Genomic DNA, 23,113 nt, shown 5'->3' on the forward strand with positions numbered 1-23,113 from the left:
GCTTCATGCCCACCAATAACGTACAAAGTGAAAGAATACCGGAGCGGAACACAAGACCGAGTCAAGCCGGTGCAGCATGCCGCCGTGCCCCTCGATCATGTGGCCCCAGTCTTTTATCCCGCGATCTCGCTTGATCGCGGACATCACCACGCCACCAGCAAAGCCGAGCAGGCAGACAAGTAACGCCATCAAGGCAGCCTGCCAGTAGAGAAACGGCGTGATCCAGCTCAAGCAAGTACCGACAAGCGTTGCCAACGCCACGCCGCCAACAAAGCCTTCGATTGTTTTCGATGGTGACAGGTTTGGCGCGATCTTGTGTTTACCAAACAACTTGCCGCAAACGTACTGCAGAACATCCGACATTTGCACCACGATGACCAGCCAGGCGATAAGCAACAAGTTGCGTCCTGCGTACCCGGGAATGTCCAGGGTCAGTAGCGCGGGTACGCTGGAGATGCAATAAACCGCCAGGGTCAGGCCCCATTGCACCTTGGTTGTGCGTTCGAGAAAGCGAGTGCTATCGCCGCCCAGGGACGACAGGATGGGCAGCAGCAAAAATAGGTAAACCGGGATGAAAATACTGAACAGCTCGTACCAGCCAATCGCGATCAACAGGTATTGCATGGGCAGTGCGAAATAGAAGGCTGCCACCAATGCCGGGTAGTCACTCCGCCGGGTTGGCGTGAGGGTGATGAACTCCCGCAAGGCGCAGAATGAGACCAAATAGAACAGAACGATGACCCCGATATTGCCAAACATAAAGGCAATACCTATCACCACGACCATTACCCACCAGGCATTGATACGTGCATTTAGGTTGTCGATTACAGGGCTCGGCTGGTTGCCAAAGCGCCACTTGAGCAACCAGCCTATGCAACTGGCAACCAGTAGAACAATGCCGATACCTGCAAAGACCAAATAGGTGTTGTTATCCATCTCAAGCCTCCTTTGGCGCGAGGGCGAGCAAGGCATCACTTGAGCGTTGCAGGAAATGTTGTTTCGTCTCAGCCTCCATGACTTCGAGTGGTGCGCCAAAACTCAAGGTACAGAGCAGTGGTAGTGGCAATACCCTGCCTTTGGGCATCACCCGGTTGAGATTGCTAATCCAGACCGGAACCAACTCGATCTCTGGATGGGCTTTGTGCAGATGAAACAGGCCGCTTTTGAAAGGCAGCAGGCCCTCTTCCAGGTTGCGTGTACCTTCTGGAAAGAAGATTAGCGAGTCACCTTGCGCCAAGGCCTGGTCGATGGCCTGTAGTGGGTCGTCCTTTCGGCCCGCTTGCCGATCCACCAATACTCCATTGAATATATTTTTAATTACATAGCGACGCACTTTGCTGCTGAGCCAATAGTCGGCGCCTGCAACCGGTCGCGTGCGCTTGCGCAGGTGCGCTGGCAGGGATGCCCACAACAATACAAAGTCACCGTGGCTGCTGTGGTTGGCAAAGTACAGGCGCTGCACAGGCTGGGCTGTTGTACCCAGCCATAGGGCACGTGCCCCGGTGAGAATTCGGGCTGCGGAGGTGATGCAAAAGGCGAGTGCGCGGGCAAGCATTAGAAGTCCTTTTCAGCCGAGATGATCAATGCGTGAGCAGCCAGGGCAAGCTGACGATAGTCAGTAACGCTAGTGCGCATTGCCCGATTAGGCAAAGCCCCTGGTTGCGTAACAGCCGCAACGCACCTTTGCTGCGGTCCGTCCAAGTGCGTGGAATAGTGGTGGATTGTTGCAAGCCCAACTCTTCAAGTGCTTGATCTAGCTCAGCAGTGCGTTCGGTTAACTGCCCAATCTGTTGGCTCATGTGGCTAAACAGTTCGGCGTCGACTTCGACTCGCGCAGCACAGTATTTTTCAAGCAGTCCCAGCGTAATGAGCGCGGCACAGAGCATCGCTTGAGCAACACTGGTTGGAAATCCGAGTAGAGGCGCCAGGCCCAGCAGCAATGCAACCAGGCTCAATGCTGTGGATAAGCGGTCAAGCAGGCGGCCTCGGCGCAACAGTACTGCGCACAGGTAAAGAGAGCCGCTAGTAGGCATTGTCGAGACCTCGGTTGCCGGCTGTTTCAGGCAGTTGCAGCATCATTTCAATGGCAAGCAATTGCGGTTGTTGCAGCACAACTTGAGGGCGTGCCTGGCGGATCATGGCCAATGCCGCATCTGTGCTGCTGCAGCGCTTGCTGTAGAGCAACCAAGCCGCTAGTGCTGTGGCACTGCGTGAATAACCCAATGCGCAGCAAACCAGAACCTTATCTGGGTAAGTCTTTCGCAGTGACTCGATTGCTTTGGCCGCTTGCAGACAAGTGCTGGCATCGGGAGCGGTTAAATCCAGTACCGGTAGCGCACGATACCCTGGTGTCTTGACGCTTATGGGCAGCTCGGCACATAAATCAACAATTGCGCTGAAGCCAGCCTGCTGTTGCTGGCTTGGGATTCGCCCGAGGTAAACCCCGTCAATCACCTCATCGGCTTGTGGGTGCTTGCGGGTCCAGGCCCGCGAGTTTAGCCAGGCGCCCAACAGATAAGGCCCGTACAGCCAGGATACTGCCCAGCTCAGTTGCCCGTTAGCCTGCTTTTGAAAACCCTGCGCGCCGAAAGCCGCATAGTTGAGTGCGACCAATGCCAGTGATAATGCCGGCCAGAGTAGCCACAACCAGGCGCCATCGAGCTTGGTTGCAAGCGCCAGCAGCATAAGGCTGGCGAGCAAGTATTTGAGTGCCAGGTTCCAGCGCTTGGGCTCTGTTGTAAGGCGCTATAGCCGCAAGGGGCCAGGCCCGTTTTCAGGCCACAAGCAGACACACAGCCAACCCGCCAGGACGCCAGTAGGCAGGTCGATAAAGTGATGTTGCCAAGTGGTCAAAACCGATAAGCCGATCAATGCAAACCAGCCATGCAGCAACCAGCGCCAAGCGCCAGTCGTATGCCTGGCGAAGCATACCCAGAGCACGATCAGCAAGGTGATGTGCAGGGATGGAGCCTGGTTGTAGGGTTTGTCGAAGCCCATCAGTATGTCGAACAGGGTGCCGAAAGCACCAGACAACTCGGGGCGGGTGACGGTGAATTGCAACGGCCAGACCAGAAAGCCAAGGATACAAATGAACTGCGCGCTGAGCAGGCGCAGGCCATGCCGATCCATCTCTGCACGGTCACGGGGCAACAGAAACGATAAGCCATACAGCAGGTCGATCGACCAGTAGGGCACAATGCTCCAAGGCCAGAGCGGGATATGTTTCTCCCAGGCAAAGACCATGGTGCCGATGTCGTCACGCTGCGCAGTGTAGTTATTGGCGAAGTTGTAGCTGATAAAAAACGGCGGTGCCAAAAGCAGTAGCCACATCACCCCGCGCTTCCAGAGTATGCCACCCTGCTTTGCTGGCGCGGCGCCCATCAGTCAATACGCTGAGCGATGGATACGGTAAAAATGCCCCACTCATCGATACGCTGGCTGACTTTGCGAAACCCTGCAGCAGCCACCAGTTGGTCCATTTCCGCCTGGCTGCGGCGGCGCATGACCCAAGCCTGCCCATTGCGATGGCTGGTCAGCGCGCGGGCGATAAGCTCCAGCTGTGGATGCCAGGGTTGGCCGGTATAGATCAAATAACCGCCCTGCTCCACCGCCGCGGCCAGGCCAGCCAGGGAATCGGCGATCATGCTGTTGCTGCCGAACAGTTCATACAGGCCAGAGACCACGGCAAGCGTTGGCCTTGGGCTCAAGCTGGCCAAATCATCACGATCAAAGGCATCACCCTTTACGAACTGGGCGATGTGCTCAAGACCCTTTTGCTTGATCAGCGCAGAACCGTCTCGCACGTTAATGTCGCTGTAGTCGCGCAACAGGATCGATTCAGGCTTGTCCGTCGCGTGCTCTATGGCTTCGAGGATATAGCGGCCATGCCCGGCGGCAATATCGACAATACGCACTTCGCTCGATTGCTCGCGAAGTTTTTTGATCGCCAGGTTCAGCAGCTCTTCGACATGCACTTTGCGTTGCCGAATGCCGCGCCAGCCTATGGAGTTGAGGTAATGCTTGTCGATCATTCGGCCGATAGCCGAGGTGCCGGCCGGGGTATTTCGATACACGTAATCAAGCGTGCTGCCTGAGTCGAAGCCGGTTTCAAAGCCCAGTTTGACCCCGTTCGACATGCGGCTGCCCAGCTTCATGCTGGCACGGGTCGCACGCCAGTAACGGCCGGCCAGTGAGTTCTGTGGCAGTGGCGCCGCCAGGGTTTCCGACTCGGCGCAACTTGCACCGATAAGGTCTGCCGCCAGCAATGACGGGCGACTCATTGGCTGGCTGAAGGTTTGCCGGATAAAGCGGCGGATGCGTCCTAGCGCCTGTTCACGGTCTTTTTCCCCCAGGGTGTCGTGAAAGAATCCGGGCAGGATGTGCTTTTCTTTTTGCACGCTGCCAAGGCGCTCATAAAACTGCTGTTGCGGCTTTCGATGCACCACAAAAACAACGCCGGAGATCAGCACCTGGGTTGGAATCTGGATCGCCTGGCCATCAGCCACTACCCGCTCGGCGGCTTCATACAGGCCAAGCAGCATGTTTACTGAAATGGCGCGGGTAATCAGTGGGTCGCTGTCGAACGATTCAATACGCTGCGGGTCGTGGCTGAGGTACTTGGCCTTGACGTAGCTATTGACGAAGAAGTTGCCCCGCAGCGCTTTGATCAGCTTCAGGCCGGGCCGGGCAAAAGGTACATAGAGTTTGACCTTGAACGCTGGAGACGCCAGCACAAGCGAGCGAATGTTTGGGGCATAGTCGTGGGCCCAGGTCGCGACGACGACGGCTCCGACACTTTGCGCTATAACGCTGATGTCCTGCTTGGCGATGGCATGGGTGGCTGTGATGTGCTCGATGAAGCTTTGTACGTCGCGCACACTGCAGCCGAAGCTTGGGCTATCGCCACGAGCACCCGGCGAAAGACCGTGGCCGCGCGCATCCCAGGCAAAGAAGTCAAACTCCTCCAGGCCTAGTTCGTCCACCAGGTGAGCCATGCGCCCACCGTGCTCGTGGCCGCGATGGAACAAACCGATCGCCTGCCTTGGCTGGCTGCTGTCTGTCCGGTTAGCGGCCCAGTGGCGGTAGAACAACTCAACCCCGTCATGGGTTTTGAAACGACCTTCCTTGAGTTCATGCATCGCTACTTCCCTGCCGTTGTGCTGGCTTCATCGCCAGTGATTGGGGCAACTTCAGCAAGCCCTCGACGTACTCGATTGTAGGTGGTGTAGACCAGCAGTCCAGTGATCAGTATCAACAACAGATTGATCCACACAGCGGAGAGCAGTCCGGAGGCGACACCTGTAGCCATAACGCCAAATGCAAAGGCTCTGTCACTCTTGCCCATAGGACCGTCGTAGCGGCGTGAGGCGCCGACCATTGGGCCCATTACGCCCGCGAACTCGCTGATCACCGCAAGCAACACCACCGCTATTACCAGCGCGCTATTGACCCCGGCCAGCAAGGCAAAAGGCAAGAACAGGGCGCTGTCCGCAATCAGGTCGCAGAGCTCGTTGAGATAGGCCCGGAGCCGTGATTTTTGATTGAACTCGCGGGCGAGCATGCCGTCGATGGCATTGAGCGCCATGCGCATGATCATCCACAGCGCCAGCAAGATAAACAGCCAGCTGTGTTCAACACAGAGTGCCAGCAATGCCCCCAGCAGCAGGGAAACAACCCCAGCGGCAAGCGTGACTTGATTGGCCGTGACACCGCGCTGGTACAGCCGCGTAACCAGCGGACGCAATAGCGCTTGAAAGCGGGGTTTAAGCTGATAGATCGATATCATGGGCACAAGTCCTTCCTGGTCTTGGGTAAATCATTAAAGGCGCTTCTGGAAAACCACTGCGTCCGCTACGGCATTCCATGTTTGAGACTGTTGCTCCCGTTGCTCGTTGCGCCTTGTTCTATCGCCGTTTGTTACCTTTTCCAGAGAAGCATGCATCCTTGCCGGGCAGGGCTTACCGGGCTTGCTCTAGCGGGCTGGCCGAGGGTTCATCCTTCAGGCAACCAATATCACGTTGCGCCTGGCTGACCCATGCAAAGGCACGGTCGTTGAGTTCGGCGATGGCGCGCGGGCCCGTGCCTTCAGCATGCATTGGCGCACCAATGATTACCTGGATGGTGCCCGGCTTCTTGCCCCAGCCCTCTTTTGGCCAGTATTTGCCGGCATCGTGGGCGATCGGCAGTACCGGCAAGTTGGCATTGACCGCAAGGGATGCGCCGCCGCGTGAGAACTTGCCTATTTGCCCGGTAGGCATGCGTGTGCCTTCGGGAAATACCAGCACCCAGCAGCCGAGTTCCAGGCGCTCGTGCCCCTGTTTTGCAAGCTGCTTGAGCGCCGCCTTGGGATTGCTGCGATCAATGGCGATGGGCTTGAGCATGGCCATTGCCCAGCCGAAAAAGGGTACATACAACAGCTCGCGCTTGAGCACTTGGCTCAGGGGTTCAAACAGGGCTGAAAGAAAGAAGGTTTCCCAGGTGCTTTGGTGCTTGGAAAGAATCACACAAGGCGTATCCGGGATGTTCTCCAGGCCTTTGACTTCATACTTGATGCCAACCATGGTGCTGGTCAGCCATACGGCAAAGCGGCACCAGTTCTGGTTGACGAAGCGGTAGCGTGCGCGAAACGACAAAAACGGCACGATAAAAAAACTCAGGGTGCACCAGAGAAACGAGCTGGTCGCCAGCAGGATGTAGAAGAAGAAAATGTTGATAGCCCGCAGTTTCGACATAAGTGCATGTACCGTCGCGGGCAAGCCGCGCTTTATTGATTAAGTAAGTATCCAGCAACTGCTGCCAGATCATCGAATATCAAGGTATTGGCTGGCAATCCTTTGGCCAGTGTGCGCTCGCCTTTGCCGGTTTTTACAAAAACGGGCTGACAGTCGACGGTTGTGGCCGCCTGCAGGTCACCACTGCTGTCCCCCACAAACCATACACCCTTCAGGTTTACCCCATAATGCGCGGCGATGCTGTGGAGCATGCCTGGTTTTGGCTTGCGGGAAGCGCAGCCTTCATCCGGGCCATGTGGACAATACATGATCAAGCCGATTTCACCGCCCTGCTCGGCCACCAGCTGGCGCATGCGCTGGTGCATGGCTTCGAGTTCGGCCAGGCCGTAGTAGCCCCGACCGATGCCGGATTGATTGGTGGGGATGGCGATGGTCCAGCCGGCCTTGGACAAGTTGGCAATCGCCGTGATCGAACTGGGGATGGGAATCCATTCTTCAACGGATTTGATGTAGGCGTCGGAGTCGTGATTAATCACCCCGTCGCGGTCGAGAATCAGTAGCTTCATTGCGCATCTCAAAAGTCAGTAAAGCTTAACCGCGCGGGCTGCCAGGCAGCAGCGCCGCACGGTTAACCTGCGTCAGCTCAGGACCGAGATGTCCGCAACACCGAGGAACAAGCCACGCAGCTTCGCTAGCAAGGCATAGCGGTTGGCGCGCACATTCGGGTCTTCAGCGTTGACCAGTACGGTCTCGAAGAAGCTGTCGACCGGTGTGCGCAGCGAGGCCAGCTTGGCTAGCGCTTCGTTGTACATCCGTGCTTGCGCCAGGGGTTGTACCGCTTGCTCTGCCTGTTGGATCGCGGCGTTGAGGGCGAACTCGCTTGGGGTATCAAAGTAATGCGCGGCGATGCTGGTGGCGATCTTGCCATCAGCCTTGCCGAGCAGGTTCGAAACCCGCTTGTTGGCCGCCGCCAGCGCTTCGGCTTCAGGCAGTTTGCGGAACGCCTGCACTGCTTGTACGCGCTGGTCGAAGTCGAGCGGCGAGACCGGGTTTACTGCGCGAACAGCCTGGTAAACCGCTACGTCGACGCCTTGGTCCTCGTAGCGCGCACGCAGGCGGTCGAAGATAAACTCCTGCACTTGCGCGGTGAGACCGGCTGCCTTGATTTTGCTGCCGAATTGCTTGATGGAAAACTCAACCGCATCGGTCACGTCCAGCTCAAGCCCTTTCTCGATCAGGATGCGCAGCACGCCCAATGCCGCACGGCGCAGCGCATAGGGATCCTTGCTGCCGGTTGGCAGCATGCCGATACCGAAGATACCGACCAGGGTGTCGAGCTTGTCAGCCAGGGCAACAGCAGCGCCTGTCAGGGTGCTTGGCAGTTCAGCGCCAGCGCCGCGGGGCATGTACTGTTCGTTCAGCGCCAGGGCAACGTCTTCGGGCTCTCCGTCATGCATGGCGTAGTAATAGCCAGCGATGCCCTGCATTTCCGGGAATTCGCCCACCATTTCACTGGCCAGGTCGCATTTCGAGAGCAAGCCCGCACGGCCAGCGCGGGTGGCATCGCCGCCAATCTTCTCGGCGATATAAGCCGCCAGGGCCGACACGCGCTGGGCTTTGTCGTAGACCGAGCCCAGCTGTGCCTGGAACACCACGTTGGCCAAACGCTGGTTGAAGGTTTCGAGTTTTTGCTTCTTGTCCTGCTTGAAGAAGAATTCGGCATCGGTCAGGCGCGGACGAACAACCTTCTCGTTGCCCGAGATGATTTGCGCCGGATCTTTGCTCTCAACGTTGGCCACGGTGATAAAGCGCGGCAGCAACTTGCCTTCGGCGTCGAGCAGGCAGAAGTACTTCTGGTTGTCCTGCATGGTCGTGATCAGCGCTTCTTGCGGCACCTCGAGGAAGCGCTCTTCAAAGGAGCACACCAGCGGTACTGGCCACTCAACCAGCGCACTGACCTCATCAAGCAATGCAGGAGGTACTATTGCCGTACCCTGTTGCTCAGTCGCCAGTTGCTCAATGCGCTTGCTGATTTGTTCGCGACGCTCGGCAAAGTCAGCAATGACATAGGCCTTGCGCAGGTCTTCGGCATAGTTGGCCGGTGCAGTGATGGTCACTTCAGTGTTGTGGTGGAAGAGATGGCCACGGGAGACTCGACCAGCGGTCTGGGCGAGTATCTTGCAATCAAGCACCGTGTCGCCAAAAAGCATCACCAGCCACTGGCTTTTCCGCACGAATTTGGTACGACGCGCGCCCCAGCGCATGCGCTTGGGAATCGGCAGGTCGTTGAGCGCGGGTTCCACCATCTCTGGTAATAGTTGTGCGGCCTTTTTGCCGACGATGGTCTGGCTGAAACGCAGCTTTGGGCCACTGGCGTCGATTTCGGACAGGTCCACGCAGCACTTGTTGGCGAAACCCAGAGCCGCCTGGGTCGGGTTGCCATCAGCGTCGAACGCCGCTTTGACCGGTGGGCCGTCGAGGTTCATCACACGATCGGGCTGCTCGGTGTCGAGCTGCTCGACCAGCACCGCCAGGCGACGTGGCGCGGCGTAGTAACGGGCCTTGGCGTAGTTGAGTCCAGCGGCCTTGAGGCCTTTTTCAATCCCGGACAAGAACGACTCACCCAGGGTTTTCAGGGCTTTTGGCGGCAGTTTTTCAGTGCCCAGTTCTACCAGAAAGTCTTGTGCACTCATTCTGCAGCCTCCAGCTTAGCCAATACTTCATCACGCAGTTCAGGGGTGGCGAGCGGGAAGCCGAGCTTGGCCCGAGCTTGCAGGTAGCTTTGCGCAACGTTGCGAGCCAGGGTACGCACACGCAGGATGTATTGCTGGCGCGCAGTAACCGAGATCGCCCGGCGCGCATCCAGCAAGTTGAAGGTGTGCGAAGCCTTGAGCACCATTTCATAGGTTGGCAGCGGCAACTCTAGTTCGATCAGGCGATTGGCTTCAGACTCATAGAAGTCAAACAGCTCAAACAGCTTGTCGACGTTGGCGTGCTCGAAGTTGTAGGTCGATTGCTCGACTTCGTTCTGGTGGAACACATCGCCATAGGTGACCTTGCCGAACGGGCCGTCGGCCCACACCAGGTCATACACCGAGTCAACGCCCTGGATGTACATGGCCAGGCGCTCAAGGCCGTAGGTGATCTCGCCCGTCACCGGGTAGCACTCGATGCCACCGACTTGCTGGAAGTAGGTGAACTGGGTGACTTCCATGCCGTTGAGCCAGATTTCCCAACCCAGGCCCCAGGCGCCAAGCGTCGGCGATTCCCAGTTGTCCTCAACGAAGCGAATATCGTGCACCAGTGGGTCGATACCTATGGCTTGCAGCGACCCCAGGTACAACTCCTGGAAGTTTTCCGGGTTTGGCTTCAGCACGACCTGGAACTGGTAGTAATGTTGCAGGCGGTTGGGGTTCTCGCCGTAGCGGCCATCAGCTGGACGACGGCTGGGCTGCACATAGGCCGCGTTCCAGGTCTCTGGACCGATGGAGCGCAAGAATGTAGCGGTGTGGAAAGTGCCAGCACCGACTTCCATATCATAGGGCTGCAGCACAACACAGCCTTGCTCAGCCCAGTATTTTTGCAGGGCGAGAATCAAATCTTGGAAGGTGCGCACGGCAGGCGTAGTCTGGCTCACGAAAAATTCACCTGTTTTGGCTGCGACAGAAAGAGCGGGAGTATACCGCAAACCGCGTGGCCTAGACCTGCTAGGGATTGCCTTATGACTCGTTGTTTCTGGTGTTCTGAAGATCCGCTGTAGATGGCTTACCACGATGAAGAATGGGGTGTGCCCCTAACTGACCCCGATAAACTCTTCGAGTTGCTGTTGCTTGAGGGTTTTCAGGCGGGTTTGTCGGGGATCACAGTGCTCAAGAAGCGCGAACGCTATCGCCAGGTGCTGCACGGCTTTGATGTAAGGCGCCTGGCCAGGCTGAGCGATGATGAAATCGAAGCGCTGATGCAGGACCCGGGCATTGTGCGCAACCGTCTCAAGCTCAAGGCGGTTCGGCAAAATGCCCTCGCCTGGCTCAAGCTTGATGACCCGGTCAAATACTTGTGGTCCTTTGTCGATGGTCAGCCTGTGATCAACCATTTCAGCGAGCGCGCCCAGGTTCCGGCCATCACGCCACAAGCCGAGGCCATGAGCAAAGCCCTGAAAAAAGCCGGTTTCAACTTTGTTGGGCCAACCATCTGCTACGCCTTTATGCAGGCCAGCGGCATGGTGATGGATCACACCACGGACTGCTTTCGTTACGCGCAGCTTGCCAAAGCGTGAGCGGCAAGTAAGCGTGCGCGGGCGCAGAGCGGTACAATAGGCTTTTTGATCCTGGGGGAGTGGCCTGTGGAGAAGTTCAAAGGTGCACTGGTTGTAGGCTTTCTGCGCCTGTTTGCGCTGCTGCCGTGGCGCGCAGTGCAGGCAACCGGTGCCGCTATCGGCTGGTTGATGTACAAGCTGCCCAATGGCTCGCGTGAGGTTGCCAGCACCAACCTGAGGAAGTGTTTCCCGGAGCTTGATGAGGCTGGGCATCAGAAGTTACTGGCCCAAACCCTGCGGGGCATCAGTCAAACCCTGACCGAAAGTGCCTGCGCATGGATCTGGCCAGCGCAGAAGTCGCTCGGTTTGATCCGTGAAGTCGAAGGCCTTGAGGTCCTAGAACAGGCCCTCGCTTCGGGCAAGGGCGTGGTGGGCATCACCAGCCACCTGGGTAACTGGGAAGTGCTCAACCACTTCTATTGCTCGCAGTGCAAGCCGATCATTTTCTACCGTCCGCCCAAGCTCAAGGCAGTGGACGACCTGCTGCAGAAGCAGCGCGTGCAAATGGGTAACCGGGTCGCCGCCTCGACCAAAGAAGGCATCCTCAGTGTGATCAAAGAGGTGCGCAAGGGCGGTTCGGTAGGAATTCCTGCAGACCCCGAGCCCAGTCTTTCCAGCGGTGTATTCGTACCCTTTCTAGGCACTGTGGCGCTGACCAGCAAATTTGTGCCCAGCATGCTCACTGGCGGCAAGGCGGTTGGTGTTTTCCTGCATGCGTTGCGCCTGGAAGACGGCAGCGGCTATAAGGTCATTCTCGAAGCCGCACCGGAAGCCATGTACAGCGAGGATATTGCCGTGGGTGTAGCCGCCATGAGCGAAGTCATTGGTCGTTATGTCCTCGCCTCCCCAAGCCAGTACATGTGGACCATGAAACGTTTCAAGAAGCGCCCAGAGGGCGAAGCCAAGTGGTACTGATGTAGTTACGCCTGAGGCTGTCTTCAGGCTATCGAGTCGTTAATCAGAGGATCGCCGTAGCCATGTCGAACAACCGCCAGCACCCGCGAACAACGATGAAGTGCATGATCAAGATCAGCCACCCGGACTTTGCTGATGTTATCGCCCAGACCCGAGACCTGTCCGACGGTGGCGTCTATGTGAAGCATGAAGCGCTGCGCTCGCTGAAACTGGGTGATGTGGTTACAGGCCAGGTGCAGGGCATGCCAATCGAAGCGCCAATCTTGCAGATGGTGGTAACCCGTGTCGACGCCGAGGGTGTGGGTTTGCGTTTCGTCACTGAATGACCAATTGTCAGTAAAGTGCTTAAAACCTATCTTGTGAGTCAGGTATTCGCTAAAATGCCGCGCGTCGCATAGGCGCGGCATTATCGAAATGGGTTCCCTCACCCCATAAAACTTAAAAAGGCTCACATGCAAAGCACTCTGACAACGATCCGCCGACCCGCTTTGGTGGCGCTGATCGCGTTTCATATCCTGATTATCATCGCCAGCAACTACCTGGTGCAGTTGCCTATTACCCTTTTCGGCTGGCACACCACCTGGGGCGCGTTTAGCTTTCCGTTTATCTTCCTGGCCACTGACCTGACCGTGCGTTTGCTGGGCAAGGCTCCGGCGCGGAAGGTCATTGCGCGGGTGATGTTGCCAGCGTTGCTGGCTTCCTATGTGGTCTCGGTGCTGTATCAGGACGGTGTGTTTTCAGGCTTTGCGGCGCTGCAGGAGTTCAACCTATTCGTTGGCCGCATCGCGCTGGCGAGTTTTTGCGCCTATGTGCTGGGTCAGTTACTGGATATCCAGGTGTTCGACCGCATGCGCCGTCTGCGTCAGTGGTGGGTTGCACCGACAGCCTCGACCATCCTGGGCAATCTGCTTGACACCTTTGTGTTCTTCTCCATCGCCTTCTGGCAAAGCAGCGATCCGTTCATGGCCGAGCATTGAAAGCAGCGATCCGTTCATGGCCGAGCATTGGGTCGAGATCGCCAGCGTCGACTACGCCATCAAGCTGACCGTGAGCCTGGTCTTGTTTGTACCGCTATACGGTGTATTGCTCGGTGCAATTGCGCGCCTGCTCCAAGGGCGGGCAGTTCCTGCGGCTTAAACCCGGCAAATAAAAAGTCCCGGTTCGAGCTAGGGCTCGCCGGGCCTTTTTTATTGCGCATTGGCCGATAACGCCAACTGTTGGGGTTCAGGCTTGACTGTTGAGCTTATCCAGCTTGCGTAGAAAAACGGTCATTTCCTTCTCCGCTTGTTTGTCGCCATGGGCCTGGGCTGCGGCTATGCCCTGCTCCCACGCCTTGCGTGCCGCGCCTGGCTGAGCATCGTCGAGCAGCGCCTTGCCAAGCAGTTTCCAGGCGGCTGAATACTTGGGATCGAGCTCGACGCAGCGTTGCAAGTGCTCGGCCGCGAGCGCCGGGTTACCAGCATCAAGATAAGCCTTGCCCAGGCCAAAGCGCAGCAATGAGTTATCCACACCCTTGGCCAGCATTTTTTCCAGTGACTCAAGCATCGGCCTGCTCTCTAAAAGAAGGTCAAGCCGACCTGGAACAGGCTCTCGGCATCACGGATGTATTTCTTGTCGACCAGAAACAGAATTACATGGTCGCCACTCTGGATCATGGTGTTGTCATGGGCGATCAGCACTTCCTCATCGCGAATCACCGCGCCAATCGTGGTGCCCGGCGGCAGGCTGATTTTGCCGATCTCGCGCCCGACCACCTTGCTCGACTTGGCATCGCCGTGGGCAATCATCTCGATCGCCTCGGCCGCGCCCCGGCGCAGCGAGTGCACGCTTTCGATATCGCCCCGGCGCACGTGGGTGAGCAAGGTGCCGATGGTTGCCAACTGCGGGCTGATGGCGATATCGATATCCCCGCCCTGGACCAAGTCGACGTAGGCCGGGTTGTTGATGATGGTCATCACCTTGCGCGCGCCCATGCGCTTGGCCAGCAAGGACGACATGATGTTGGCTTCGTCGTCGTTGGTCAGGGCGAGGAAGATGTCTGCATCGTTGATGTTTTCTTCGACCAGCAAATCACGGTCCGAGGCGCTGCCCTGCAACACTATGGTGCTGTCCAGGGTTTCCGAGAGGTAGCGGCAGCGCGCCGGGTTCATCTCGATGATCTTCACCTGGTAGCGACTTTCGATGGCTTCCGCCAGGCGCTCGCCAATATGGCCACCACCGGCAATGACAATCTTCTTGTAGCTGTCTTCCAGGCGGCGCATCTCGCTCATTACCGCACGGATATGCGCCTTGGCGGCGATGAAGAATACTTCGTCGTCAGCCTCGATGACCGTATCGCCCTTGGGCATGATCGGCCGGTTACGGCGGAAGATGGCGGCAACGGGGGTATCGACATTGGGCATATGTTCGCGCATTTGGGGGGGCCGCCTGCCCCCCCGGGGGGCCGCCGTAATAGGCTTTGACCGCAACCAGCTGGGCCTTGCCTTCGGCGAAGTCGATAACCTGCAGCGCGCCCGGATACTCGATCAGGCGCTTGATGTAGTTGGTCACGACCTGCTCGGGGCTGATGAGCACGTCGACCGGAATGGCTTCGTTGTCGAACAGGCCGCTGCGGGTCAGGTAGGCCGCCTCGCGCACGCGAGCGATCTTGGTCGGCGTATGGAACAGGGTGTAGGCGACCTGGCAGGCGATCATGTTGATCTCGTCGCTGTTGGTCACGGCAACCAGCATGTCGGCATCGTCGGCGCCAGCCTGGCGCAAGACGGTTGGGAACGAGCCGCGACCCTGTACGGTGCGGATATCCAGGCGATCGCCTAGATCACGCAAGCGGTCGCCGTCGGTGTCGACCACGGTGATGTCATTGGCTTCGCTGGCCAGGTGTTCGGCCAGCGTGCCGCCAACTTGCCCGGCACCAAGAATGATGATTTTCATCCGATTCCTTCCTCAGCCGCGGGGTGTCGCGGCGATCTTGATCAGCTTGGCATAGTAAAAACCGTCATGACCATCTTCTTGTGCAAGCAATTGGCGGCCATGGGGCTGGTGCAGGCCAAAAGGCCCGGCAATGTCGAGTTCACGTGCGCCTGGGGTGCGGGCCAGAAACGCTTCTATCACTTGGCTATTTTCTGTCGGCAAGGTCGAGCATGTGGCATATAGCATGATGCCGCCAACGGCCAGCGTTGGCCACAAGGCATCGAGCAACTCGCCCTGTAATTGCGCCAAGGCCGGAATATCCTCGGCCTGGCGGGCAATCTTGATATCGGGGTGGCGGCGAATCACGCCGGTCGCCGAACAGGGTGCATCGAGCAGGGTCCGCTGGAAGGAGTGGCCATCCCACCAGTTATCCACAGCCCGGCCATCAGCGGCAATCAATTCGGCATCCAGCTTCAGACGCGCCAGGTTCTCGCGCACCCGCACCAGCCGCTTGGGTTCCAGGTCGATGGCCACCACGCCTGCCAGCCCAGGTTCGACTTCGAGGATGTGGCAGGTTTTGCCGCCTGGTGCGCAGCAGGCGTCGAGTACGCGCTGGCCCGGGGCTAGTTCAAGCAGGTCTGCGGCCAGTTGCGCGGCTTCATCCTGCACGCTCACCCGGCCTTCGGCGAAGCCGGGCAGCGTGGTCACGTCGCAGGCTTGGGCCAGGCGGATGCCATCGGGGCTGAAGGCGCATGCCATGCACTCGATGCCGGCGGCTTGCAGCTCTTGCAAGTAGGCATCTCGACTGCCGTGGCGACGATTAACTCGCAAAATCAACGGTGGATGGGCGTTATTGGCGGCGCAGATGGCTTCCCAATGCTCGGGCCAGAAAGCCTTGAGGGATTTTTGCAGCCAGCGCGGATGGGCAGTGCGCACCATGGGGTCGCGCTCCATCTCGGCCAGCAGTGGTTCGGCCTCGCGCTGGGCGCGGCGCAATACGGCGTTGAGCAGGCCCTTGGCCCAGGGTTTCTTCAATTTTTCAGCGCAGCCGACTGTCTCGCCCAATGCGGCGTGCGGCGGAATCCGGGTGTAGAGCAGTTGATACAGGCCGACCAGGAGCAAGGCTTCGACGTCTCTGTCCGCCGCCTTGAAGGGCTTTTGCAGAAGCTTTTCGGCCAGTGCCGACAACCTTGGCTGCCAGCGAGCGGTGCCGAAGGCCAGATCCTGGGTGAGGCCACGATCCCGGGGCTCGACTTTATCCAGTTGCGGCGGCAGGCTGCTGGCCAATGAAGCCTTGCCAGACAGTACTGCGCTTAAGGCCTTGGCGGCGGCGAGGCGTGGGTTCATCAAACCAGTACCGCGCCGACGGTGAAGTATTCACGACGGCTGTTGTAGAGGTCGGCGAAGTTGAGTGCCTTGCCACCCGGCAGTTGCAGGCGAGTAAGTAGCAGCGCACCGCTGCCACAAGCGACGCTCAGGCCATGCTTGCTTGCGTCGAGAATCATCCCAGGCGCGCCTTGTCCTGCGCAACATTCGGCGCCGAGCACCTTTATTGGCGCTTCATTGAGCGTGCTGTGGCAGATCGGCGTCGGGTTGAATGCGCGAATCAGGCGTTGCAGCTCATCAGCCGGGCGCGTCCAGTCGATACGTGCCTGCTCCTTATTGAGCTTGTGGGCGTAGGTGGCCAGGCTGTCATCTTGAATCTCTCCAACCAGCGAACCCGCAGCCAGACCATCAACGGCTTCAATGACCGCGTCGGCGCCCAGGCGCGCCAGGCGGTCATGCAGGCTGCCGCCGGTGTCTTCGGCGCTAATCGGGGTGCTGACCTTGAGCAGCATGGGGCCGGTATCGAGCCCTGCTTCCATTTGCATCACGGTGACGCCGGACTCGGCATCGCCCGCCTCGATCGCCCGTTGGATCGGAGCCGCGCCGCGCCAGCGCGGCAGCAAGGAGGCATGGCTGTTGATGCAGCCCAGGCGGGGGGTGTCGAGTACTGCTTGCGGCAGGATCAGGCCGTAGGCCACCACCACCATCAGATCGGCGTTGAGTGCTGCCAGTTGGGCTTGGGCGTCGCTGTCGCGCAGGGTTTGCGGTTGATAAACCGGTATTTCATGTTGCAGGGCGAGTTGCTTTACCGGGCTCGGCATCAGCTTTTGTCCGCGGCCGGAAGGTCGATCCGGCTGGGTGTAGACCGCGATAACCTGGTGCTTGGTGCCAAGCAGGGCCTTTAGGTGCTCGGCGGCGAATTCCGGGGTGCCGGCAAAAATGATGCGTAAAGAGTCGGTCATGGGGTCTCGCTAAACTCAGGTACAGGGCTTGCCGCCCTCGCCTGCTGCAAATAAAAAGGCTTGCCGCAGCAAGCCTTTGTAAGCCATCGATCAAGCTTGCTGACGGTGTTGCTTTTCAAGCTTCTTTTTAATCCGGTCACGCTTGAGCGTAGACAGGTAATCGACAAACAGCTTGCCATTGAGGTGATCGCACTCGTGCTGGATGCATACGGCGAGCAGGCCTTCGGCGATTAGCTCGTAGGGTTTGCCGTCGCGATCAAGTGCTTTGACCTTAACTTTCTGTGGGCGATCGATGTTTTCGTAAAAACCGGGAACAGACAGGCAACCTTCCTGATACTGGTCCATTTCTTCGGTCAGCGACTCGAACTCCGGATTGATGAAAACCCGGGGTTCAGAGCGATCTTCAGACAGGTCCATAACCACCAAACGCTTATGGACATTGACCTGCGTGGCAGCAAGCCCGATGCCCGGCGCTTCGTACATGGTTTCGAACATGTCGTCGATCAGTTGACGCAAATCGTCATCGACCACATCCACTGGCTTAGCAATGGTGCGTAAACGTGGATCGGGAAATTCGAGGATGTTTAAAATCGCCATATGCGTTGTGTGATGCACTTGTGGAATAAAGTCAAAATCCGCTGCTAAGATGATGCGCAGCTTGGAAAAGCAGCTTCACGCCGCATTTCTATTGGGGTTACGTTGTGGCGCTAGGGCGCTTCACAGAAGACACATAATAAAGGGATTCACCGCATGAGGAAATCACTACTCGCTTTGCTGCTACTTGCAGCTGGCGGTTTGGCCCAGGCAGATGTGCAACTTAAGGACGGTCATCCGGATCGTTACACAGTGGTCAAGGGCGATACTCTATGGGATATCTCCGGTAGATTCCTGCGTGAACCCTGGAAGTGGCCAGAGATCTGGCACGCCAACCCACAGGTTGAAAACCCGCACCTGATCTACCCTGGCGATACGCTGAGCCTGGTGTATGTCGATGGCCAGCCACGCCTGGTGCTGAATCGCGGCGCGTCGCGTGGCACCATCAAGCTGTCGCCAAAAGTGCGCAGCACGCCGATGGCAGAGGCCATCCCGACTATTCCGCTCGAGGCGATCAACAGTTTCTTGCTGTACAACCGCATTGTCGATGATCCAAAGGATTTCGAGCGTGCCCCCTATATCGTCGCCGGTGACGCCGAGCGGGTTGTCAGCGGTGCGGGCGATCGCATCTACGCCCGTGGCAAGTTCAGCACCACGACCCCGAACTACGGGATTTTCCGTCAGGGCAAGAGCTACTTCGACCCCGAAACCAAAGAGTTCCTGGGTATCAATGCCGACGACATCGGTGGCGGTGAGATTGTTGCCGAGGAAGGTGATATCGGTACCATGGAGCTGCGTCGCAGCACCCAGGAAGTGCGCAACGGCGACCGTCTGTTCGTCAAAGAAGAGCGTGCGATCAACTCGAAATTCATGCCCAGCGAGCCTGCAGGTGAAGTCAAGGGCCTGATAATCGACGTGCCGCGCGGTGTCAACCAGATTGGCCAGGTTGATGTGGTGACCATCAACAAGGGCGCGCACGACGGACTGGTTGGCGGCAACGTGCTGGCGGTATACAAGACGGGTGAAACCGTACGCGACCGCATTACCGGAGAGTCGGTGAAGATCCCGGACGAGCGCGCAGGCCTGATGATGGTGTTCCGCACCTATAACAGGCTCAGCTATGGCTGGTTCCTGCATGCCAGCCGCAACCTGGCGGTGCTCGACAAAGTGCGTAACCCGTAACCTCTAAAAGCCCAGCAAATGCTGGGCTTTTAGCCATAGGCTGCACTGCAACGGGCCTATGGCGCGACCGATCAAGGATGATCCGCATGTCGCAATATTCCAGCAAAACCGCTGCACCTTCCCCTGCCGAGATAGAAGCTCGGATCCGTTTGCATTGCCTGCCTGAACTCGGGCCAAGGCGATTTAAAAAGCTCATCGACGCCTTCGATTCGGCCTCCTCTGCGCTCAGTGCGCCCGCTTCTGCCTGGCGCTCGCTCGGGTTGCCCACTGCCTGTAGCGACGCCCGGCGCAGCCACGAAGTGCGCGAGCAAGCCAATGGGACCCTGCGTTGGCTGGAAGCGCCTGAGAATCAAGTGTTGATGTGGGATTCGCACGACTATCCGGCGCTGCTGGCTGAACTTGGCGATGCACCGCCGTTGTTGGTTATCCGTCGCTTCTGCCTGGCGCTCGCTCGGGTTGCCCACTGCCTGTAGCGACGCCCGGCGCAGCCACGAAGTGCGCGAGCAAGCCAATGGGACCCTGCGTTGGCTGGAAGCGCCTGAGAATCAAGTGTTGATGTGGGATTCGCACGACTATCCGGCGCTGCTGGCTGAACTTGGCGATGCACCGCCGTTGTTGTTTATCCGTGGTGATGCCACTTTGCTTGAGCGACCGCAGCTGGCCATGGTCGGCAGTCGGCGTGCTTCAAAGCCGGGCCTGGATACTGCGCACAACTTTGCCAAGCATCTGGCGGCGGGTGGATTTGTGATCACCAGCGGCCTGGCCCTCGGCATTGATGGCGCGGCGCATCAAGGGGCCCTGGACGCCCAGGGCAAGACGGTTGCGGTGCTCGGGACAGGTTTACAGCACATGTACCCCGCCCGGCATCGTCCACTGGCGGCAGATATCATCGCCAAGGGGGGCGCCCTGGTTTCCGAACTGCCCTTGAGCAGCCCGCCGCATGCGAGCAACTTCCCCAGGCGAAACCGGATCATCAGTGGCTTGTCGCTGGGCGTGCTGGTGGTCGAGGCCAGTCCTTCGAGTGGCTCGCTTATTACCGCGCGGCTGGCCGCTGAGCAAGGCCGTGAAGTCTATGCGATTCCTGGTTCGATTCATCATCCAGGCGCACGGGGCTGTCATCAGTTGATTCGCGAGGGTGCGACACTGGTCGAGAGCATCGAGCATATTCTCGAAGCGTTGCGCGGCTGGCAACATGGCCCGGCAACTGTTGAGCCCCCTACCCCAGCCAGTCATCCCTTGTTCGAGCTGTTGTTGGCTGCGCCGCAAAGCAGCGAGGCGTTGGCGCTTAGCAGCGGTTTGCCCTTGAGTGAAGTGTTGGCGGCATTGACCGAGCTTGAGCTGGATGGTCGGGTTAGCTGCGAAGCCGGACGCTGGTATGCCTGCCCGCGCTCTTAGCCGTTTCTGAAAAAACCTTGGAAAATTGAGGGCTTGCTTGGTCAATTGTTATTCGGCTTAGATACACTGCGCAGCAGGGTTCAACGGAGCACGAATGATGGTCAATAGCTGGCAAGTACGGCAAGCCGCGCGGGTGGTGATGCAAGGGGGCGTGATTGCCTATCCGACCGAAGCAGTCTGGGGACTGGGTTGCGACCCCTGGGATGAGTTGGCGGTCGAGCGCTTGCTGGCGCTGAAAAACCGGCCGATGAACAAAGGCCTGATTCTGGTTGCGGACACTATTCGCCAGTTTGATTTTCTGATTGAAGACCTGCCGGACATCGGGCAAGACCGCCTGGCCAGCATGTGGCCGGGGCGTACAACCTGGCTGGTTCCGCATCAGGACCGTTTGCCGCAGTGGATCACAGGCCAGCACAACAGCGTTGCCCTGCGGGTCAGCGATCATCCGCTGGTGCGTGAGCTATGCCCCCTCACCGGCCCGTTGGTATCGACTTCCCCCAACCCCGCGGGTCGTCCTGCGGCGCGCAGTCGCTTGCGGATCGAGCAGTACTTTCCGGGCCAGCTCGACAAGGTCTTGAACGGTGCCTTGGGTGGCCGCAAGAACCCAAGCCTGATTCGCGACCTGATCAGTGGCGACGTGGTGCGGCCTTCATGACTGGACGCCACTCACCTCGGTAAGTGAGTGGCCCCCGGCTTATGGCAACAGAATCGTCGAGCCAGTGGTCTGGCGAGCGCTCAGGGCAATTTGCGCCTGGGCCGCTTCAGCCAGCGGGTAGCGCTGGTTGATCTCGACATCCAGCTTGCCGCTGCTGATCATGCCGAACAGTTCGTCGGCCATGGCCTGCAGGCGCTCAGGGGTGTCGGCGTAGCTGGCCAGGGTTGGTCGGGTGACGTACAGGGCGCCTTTTTGCGCCAGAATCCCCAGGTTCACGCCGCTGACCGCCCCAGAGGCGTTGCCAAAGCTGACCAGCAGGCCACGCGGCGCTACGCAGTCCAGCGACGTTGCCCAGGTGTCCTTGCCGACCCCGTCGTACACCACCGGGCATTTTTTACCATCAGTCAGTTCAAGCACGCGTTCGGCAACATTTTCATGGCTGTAGTTGATGGTTGCCCAGGCACCCTGCTGCATGGCGCGCTCGGCTTTTTCAGCGGTGCTAACCGTACCGATAAGCTTGACGTCGAGGGCTTTGGCCCACTGGCAGGCGAATGAGCCAACACCGCCCGCAGCGGCATGAAAGAGCACGGTTTCACCGCCTTTCAATTCAAAGGTCTGGCGCAGCAGGTATTGCACGGTGAGGCCCTTGAGCATGACGGCTGCGGCTTGTTCGAAGCTGATGCTGTCTGGCAGCTTCACCAGTTTGCTGGCGGGCAATACATGCAACTGGCTGTACGCACCCACTGGGCCGGTGGCGTACGCGACGCGGTCGCCTACCTGGAATTGATTGACGCCAGCCCCCACGGCTTCAACAACGCCAGCGCCTTCAGTGCCCAAGCTCGACGGCAATGCAGGTGGCTGATACAGGCCGCTGCGAAAGTAAGTGTCGATAAAGTTAAGGCCAATGGCTTGGTTCTGCACACGAACTTCACCGGCTCCAGGCGCTGCGGGCTGGTGGTCAACGAACTCAAGTACTTCAGGGCCGCCGTGGCTGCTAAATTGGATTCGCTTGGACATTGCAGGCTCCATCTCAGGATAAGTTAGTTGCCTAATGATGCACGCACCAGCCTGTTTTGGCACCCATTGCCGGGCATCTATCGTCGAATTGACTCGAGTCGACTGCGATCACCGGGGTGCAAATGGTATGCTGTGCGCCGATTTCGTCGCATAACTCAAGCCGTGCGGCTTAACCTGCTTTCCAAGGTGGTAGCGTGAGTGATCGTACTGAGGCTGTAAAAGCCTATTTGCTGGACCTGCAAGACCGTATTTGCGCAGCCTTGCAGGCCGAAGATGGTAGCAGTCAATTCATCGAAGACGCCTGGCAGCGACCTGCTGGTGGCGGTGGTCGCACGCGGGTCATCGAGAACGGCGGGCTGATCGAGAAAGGCGGGGTCAATTTTTCTCACGTATTCGGCACTGGTCTACCACCTTCTGCCAGTGCGCATCGGCCTGAGCTGGCCGGTCGCGGTTTCGAGGCCATGGGCGTGTCGCTGGTGATTCATCCAACCAACCCTCATGTGCCGACTTCACACGCGAACGTACGGTTTTTCATCGCCGAGAAAGAGGGTGAAGAAGCCGTCTGGTGGTTTGGCGGCGGCTTTGACCTGACCCCTTATTACGCCAATGAAGAAGACTGTGTGCATTGGCATCGTGTTGCGCAAAAAGCGTGCGATCCATTCGGCGCCGACGTCTATCCACGCTACAAAGAGTGTGGCGATCGCTACTTCCACATCAAGCACCGCAATGAGCCGCGCGGGATTGGCGGCCTGTTCTTCGATGACTTGAACGAATGGGACTTCGACACCAGCTTTGCTTTTTTGCGCGCCATTGGCGATGCCTATCTCGAGGCTTACCTGCCCATCGTCCAGCGCCGCAAGGCCATGGCGTACACCGAGCAACAGCGCGAATTCCAGGCTTTCCGTCGCGGACGCTATGTGGAGTTCAACCTGGTTTATGACCGAGGCACCCTGTTCGGCTTGCAGTCGGGCGGGCGCACCGAGTCGATCCTGATGTCACTGCCGCCCCATGTGCGCTGGGGCTATGACTGGAAAGCCGAGCCGGGCACTGAAGAGGCGCGGTTGACCGAGTACTACCTGACGGACCGAGACTGGCTGGTCAAGGTTTGAAT

Annotated in this window: 20 protein-coding genes and 5 pseudogenes; 9 read left to right on the top strand and 16 right to left on the bottom strand. The window is 58.5% G+C overall.

The features are described from left to right. Nucleotides 1-3: 3 nt before the first annotated feature. The 10 genes and pseudogenes from PSES9_RS0114135 to glyQ all read right to left on the bottom strand — a co-directional run bounded on the left by PSES9_RS0114135 (nucleotide 4) and on the right by glyQ (nucleotide 10,368). Nucleotides 4-936: a phosphatidate cytidylyltransferase gene (locus PSES9_RS0114135; protein ID WP_010487911.1), complete on the bottom strand. Its 933-nt coding sequence runs from the start codon at nucleotides 934-936 to the stop codon at nucleotides 4-6. 1 nt (nucleotide 937) lies between these two features. Then, on the bottom strand, nucleotides 938-1,555 hold the full coding sequence (locus tag PSES9_RS0114140; protein ID WP_010487913.1) for a lysophospholipid acyltransferase family protein: 618 nt from the start codon (nucleotides 1,553-1,555) through the stop codon (nucleotides 938-940). A 25-nt stretch (nucleotides 1,556-1,580) separates the two neighbouring features. Further along, a complete protein-coding gene (locus tag PSES9_RS0114145; RefSeq protein WP_010487914.1) occupies nucleotides 1,581-2,033 on the bottom strand; it encodes a hypothetical protein in 453 nt (150 codons plus the stop codon). Further along, nucleotides 2,023-3,381: pseudogene (locus PSES9_RS23630) on the bottom strand (phosphatase PAP2/dual specificity phosphatase family protein). Before PSES9_RS23630 ends, PSES9_RS0114145 begins: the two are co-directional and overlap by 11 nt. Next, a complete protein-coding gene (locus tag PSES9_RS0114155) occupies nucleotides 3,381-5,138 on the bottom strand; it encodes a bifunctional alpha/beta hydrolase/class I SAM-dependent methyltransferase (protein WP_010487915.1) in 1,758 nt (585 codons plus the stop codon). Before PSES9_RS0114155 ends, PSES9_RS23630 begins: the two are co-directional and overlap by 1 nt. A 2-nt stretch (nucleotides 5,139-5,140) precedes the next feature. Next, entirely contained in the window at nucleotides 5,141-5,785 is a 645-nt protein-coding gene (locus PSES9_RS0114160) for a CDP-alcohol phosphatidyltransferase family protein (RefSeq protein ID WP_010487916.1), read from the bottom strand. A gap of 172 nt (nucleotides 5,786-5,957) precedes the next feature. After that, nucleotides 5,958-6,731, bottom strand: a complete 774-nt coding sequence (locus tag PSES9_RS0114165) for a lysophospholipid acyltransferase family protein (RefSeq protein ID WP_010487917.1) — start codon at nucleotides 6,729-6,731, stop codon at nucleotides 5,958-5,960. 32 nt (nucleotides 6,732-6,763) lie between these two features. Continuing rightward, the gene (gene gmhB / locus PSES9_RS0114170) at nucleotides 6,764-7,297 is read right to left on the bottom strand and encodes a D-glycero-beta-D-manno-heptose 1,7-bisphosphate 7-phosphatase (RefSeq protein WP_010487918.1); all 534 of its coding nucleotides are present in this window, start codon (nucleotides 7,295-7,297) and stop codon (nucleotides 6,764-6,766) included. Nucleotides 7,298-7,369: 72 nt separating this feature from the next. After that, nucleotides 7,370-9,424 (bottom strand): glycine--tRNA ligase subunit beta, encoded by a 2,055-nt coding sequence (gene glyS / locus PSES9_RS0114175; RefSeq protein ID WP_010487920.1) that lies wholly within the window; start codon nucleotides 9,422-9,424, stop codon nucleotides 7,370-7,372. Then, on the bottom strand, nucleotides 9,421-10,368 hold the full coding sequence (glyQ, locus tag PSES9_RS0114180) for a glycine--tRNA ligase subunit alpha (RefSeq protein WP_010487922.1): 948 nt from the start codon (nucleotides 10,366-10,368) through the stop codon (nucleotides 9,421-9,423). The genes glyS and glyQ overlap by 4 nt, the downstream gene beginning before the upstream one ends. 123 nt (nucleotides 10,369-10,491) lie before the next feature. Between glyQ and PSES9_RS23635 the strand changes: the two genes are divergently transcribed. The 4 genes and pseudogenes from PSES9_RS23635 (at nucleotide 10,492) to PSES9_RS23640 (ending at nucleotide 13,098) form a co-directional block, all read left to right on the top strand. Then, nucleotides 10,492-11,007, top strand: coding sequence for a DNA-3-methyladenine glycosylase I (locus PSES9_RS23635; RefSeq protein WP_010487924.1), 516 nt, complete (start codon nucleotides 10,492-10,494; stop codon nucleotides 11,005-11,007). 66 nt (nucleotides 11,008-11,073) lie between these two features. Continuing rightward, complete coding sequence (locus PSES9_RS0114190) at nucleotides 11,074-11,961, top strand: lysophospholipid acyltransferase (protein ID WP_010487927.1); 888 nt, start codon at nucleotides 11,074-11,076, stop codon at nucleotides 11,959-11,961. Between the two features lie 62 nt (nucleotides 11,962-12,023). Next, nucleotides 12,024-12,287 carry a PilZ domain-containing protein gene (locus PSES9_RS0114195; RefSeq protein ID WP_010487929.1) on the top strand — a complete coding sequence of 88 codons (264 nt, stop codon included), beginning with the start codon at nucleotides 12,024-12,026 and terminating at the stop codon, nucleotides 12,285-12,287. A 126-nt stretch (nucleotides 12,288-12,413) separates the two neighbouring features. After that, nucleotides 12,414-13,098, top strand: a pseudogene (locus PSES9_RS23640) (7-cyano-7-deazaguanine/7-aminomethyl-7-deazaguanine transporter). Nucleotides 13,099-13,185: 87 nt separating this feature from the next. On the opposite strand, the gene PSES9_RS0114205 reads toward PSES9_RS23640, so the two are convergent. From PSES9_RS0114205 to def, 5 genes and pseudogenes are all read right to left on the bottom strand, one after another. Continuing rightward, entirely contained in the window at nucleotides 13,186-13,506 is a 321-nt protein-coding gene (locus PSES9_RS0114205) for a tetratricopeptide repeat protein (RefSeq protein ID WP_010487931.1), read from the bottom strand. An 11-nt stretch (nucleotides 13,507-13,517) separates the two neighbouring features. Continuing rightward, nucleotides 13,518-14,892 (bottom strand): annotated as a pseudogene (gene trkA, locus PSES9_RS23645) (Trk system potassium transporter TrkA). A 12-nt stretch (nucleotides 14,893-14,904) separates the two neighbouring features. Then, the gene (rsmB, locus tag PSES9_RS0114215; RefSeq protein WP_010487933.1) at nucleotides 14,905-16,218 is read right to left on the bottom strand and encodes a 16S rRNA (cytosine(967)-C(5))-methyltransferase RsmB; all 1,314 of its coding nucleotides are present in this window, start codon (nucleotides 16,216-16,218) and stop codon (nucleotides 14,905-14,907) included. Further along, the gene (fmt, locus tag PSES9_RS0114220; RefSeq protein WP_010487935.1) at nucleotides 16,218-17,159 is read right to left on the bottom strand and encodes a methionyl-tRNA formyltransferase; all 942 of its coding nucleotides are present in this window, start codon (nucleotides 17,157-17,159) and stop codon (nucleotides 16,218-16,220) included. The genes rsmB and fmt overlap by 1 nt, the downstream gene beginning before the upstream one ends. A 90-nt stretch (nucleotides 17,160-17,249) precedes the next feature. Next, nucleotides 17,250-17,756, bottom strand: coding sequence for a peptide deformylase (gene def, locus PSES9_RS0114225; protein ID WP_010487937.1), 507 nt, complete (start codon nucleotides 17,754-17,756; stop codon nucleotides 17,250-17,252). Nucleotides 17,757-17,909: 153 nt separating this feature from the next. Here def and PSES9_RS0114230 point away from each other — a divergent pair, with 153 nt between their 5' ends. From PSES9_RS0114230 to PSES9_RS0114240, 4 genes and pseudogenes are all read left to right on the top strand, one after another. Then, nucleotides 17,910-18,935 (top strand): LysM peptidoglycan-binding domain-containing protein, encoded by a 1,026-nt coding sequence (locus PSES9_RS0114230; RefSeq protein WP_029529566.1) that lies wholly within the window; start codon nucleotides 17,910-17,912, stop codon nucleotides 18,933-18,935. Between the two features lie 86 nt (nucleotides 18,936-19,021). Further along, nucleotides 19,022-19,346 (top strand): annotated as a pseudogene (locus PSES9_RS23650) (DNA-processing protein DprA); the annotation flags it as partial. A gap of 21 nt (nucleotides 19,347-19,367) precedes the next feature. After that, nucleotides 19,368-20,330: pseudogene (dprA, locus tag PSES9_RS23655) on the top strand (DNA-processing protein DprA); the annotation flags it as partial. Between the two features lie 97 nt (nucleotides 20,331-20,427). Next, nucleotides 20,428-20,985 carry an L-threonylcarbamoyladenylate synthase gene (locus PSES9_RS0114240; RefSeq protein ID WP_010487946.1) on the top strand — a complete coding sequence of 186 codons (558 nt, stop codon included), beginning with the start codon at nucleotides 20,428-20,430 and terminating at the stop codon, nucleotides 20,983-20,985. Between the two features lie 39 nt (nucleotides 20,986-21,024). Here PSES9_RS0114240 and PSES9_RS0114245 read toward each other — a convergent pair whose 3' ends face one another. After that, the gene (locus PSES9_RS0114245; RefSeq protein WP_010487948.1) at nucleotides 21,025-22,002 is read right to left on the bottom strand and encodes an NADPH:quinone reductase; all 978 of its coding nucleotides are present in this window, start codon (nucleotides 22,000-22,002) and stop codon (nucleotides 21,025-21,027) included. A gap of 194 nt (nucleotides 22,003-22,196) precedes the next feature. Between PSES9_RS0114245 and hemF the strand changes: the two genes are divergently transcribed. Further along, nucleotides 22,197-23,111, top strand: a complete 915-nt coding sequence (gene hemF, locus PSES9_RS0114250) for an oxygen-dependent coproporphyrinogen oxidase (protein ID WP_010487951.1) — start codon at nucleotides 22,197-22,199, stop codon at nucleotides 23,109-23,111. The last annotated feature ends 2 nt before the right edge of the window (nucleotides 23,112-23,113 follow it).

The sequence above is a fragment of the Pseudomonas sp. S9 genome, assembly GCF_000222125.1.
Lineage (GTDB): Bacteria > Pseudomonadota > Gammaproteobacteria > Pseudomonadales > Pseudomonadaceae > Aquipseudomonas > Aquipseudomonas segetis.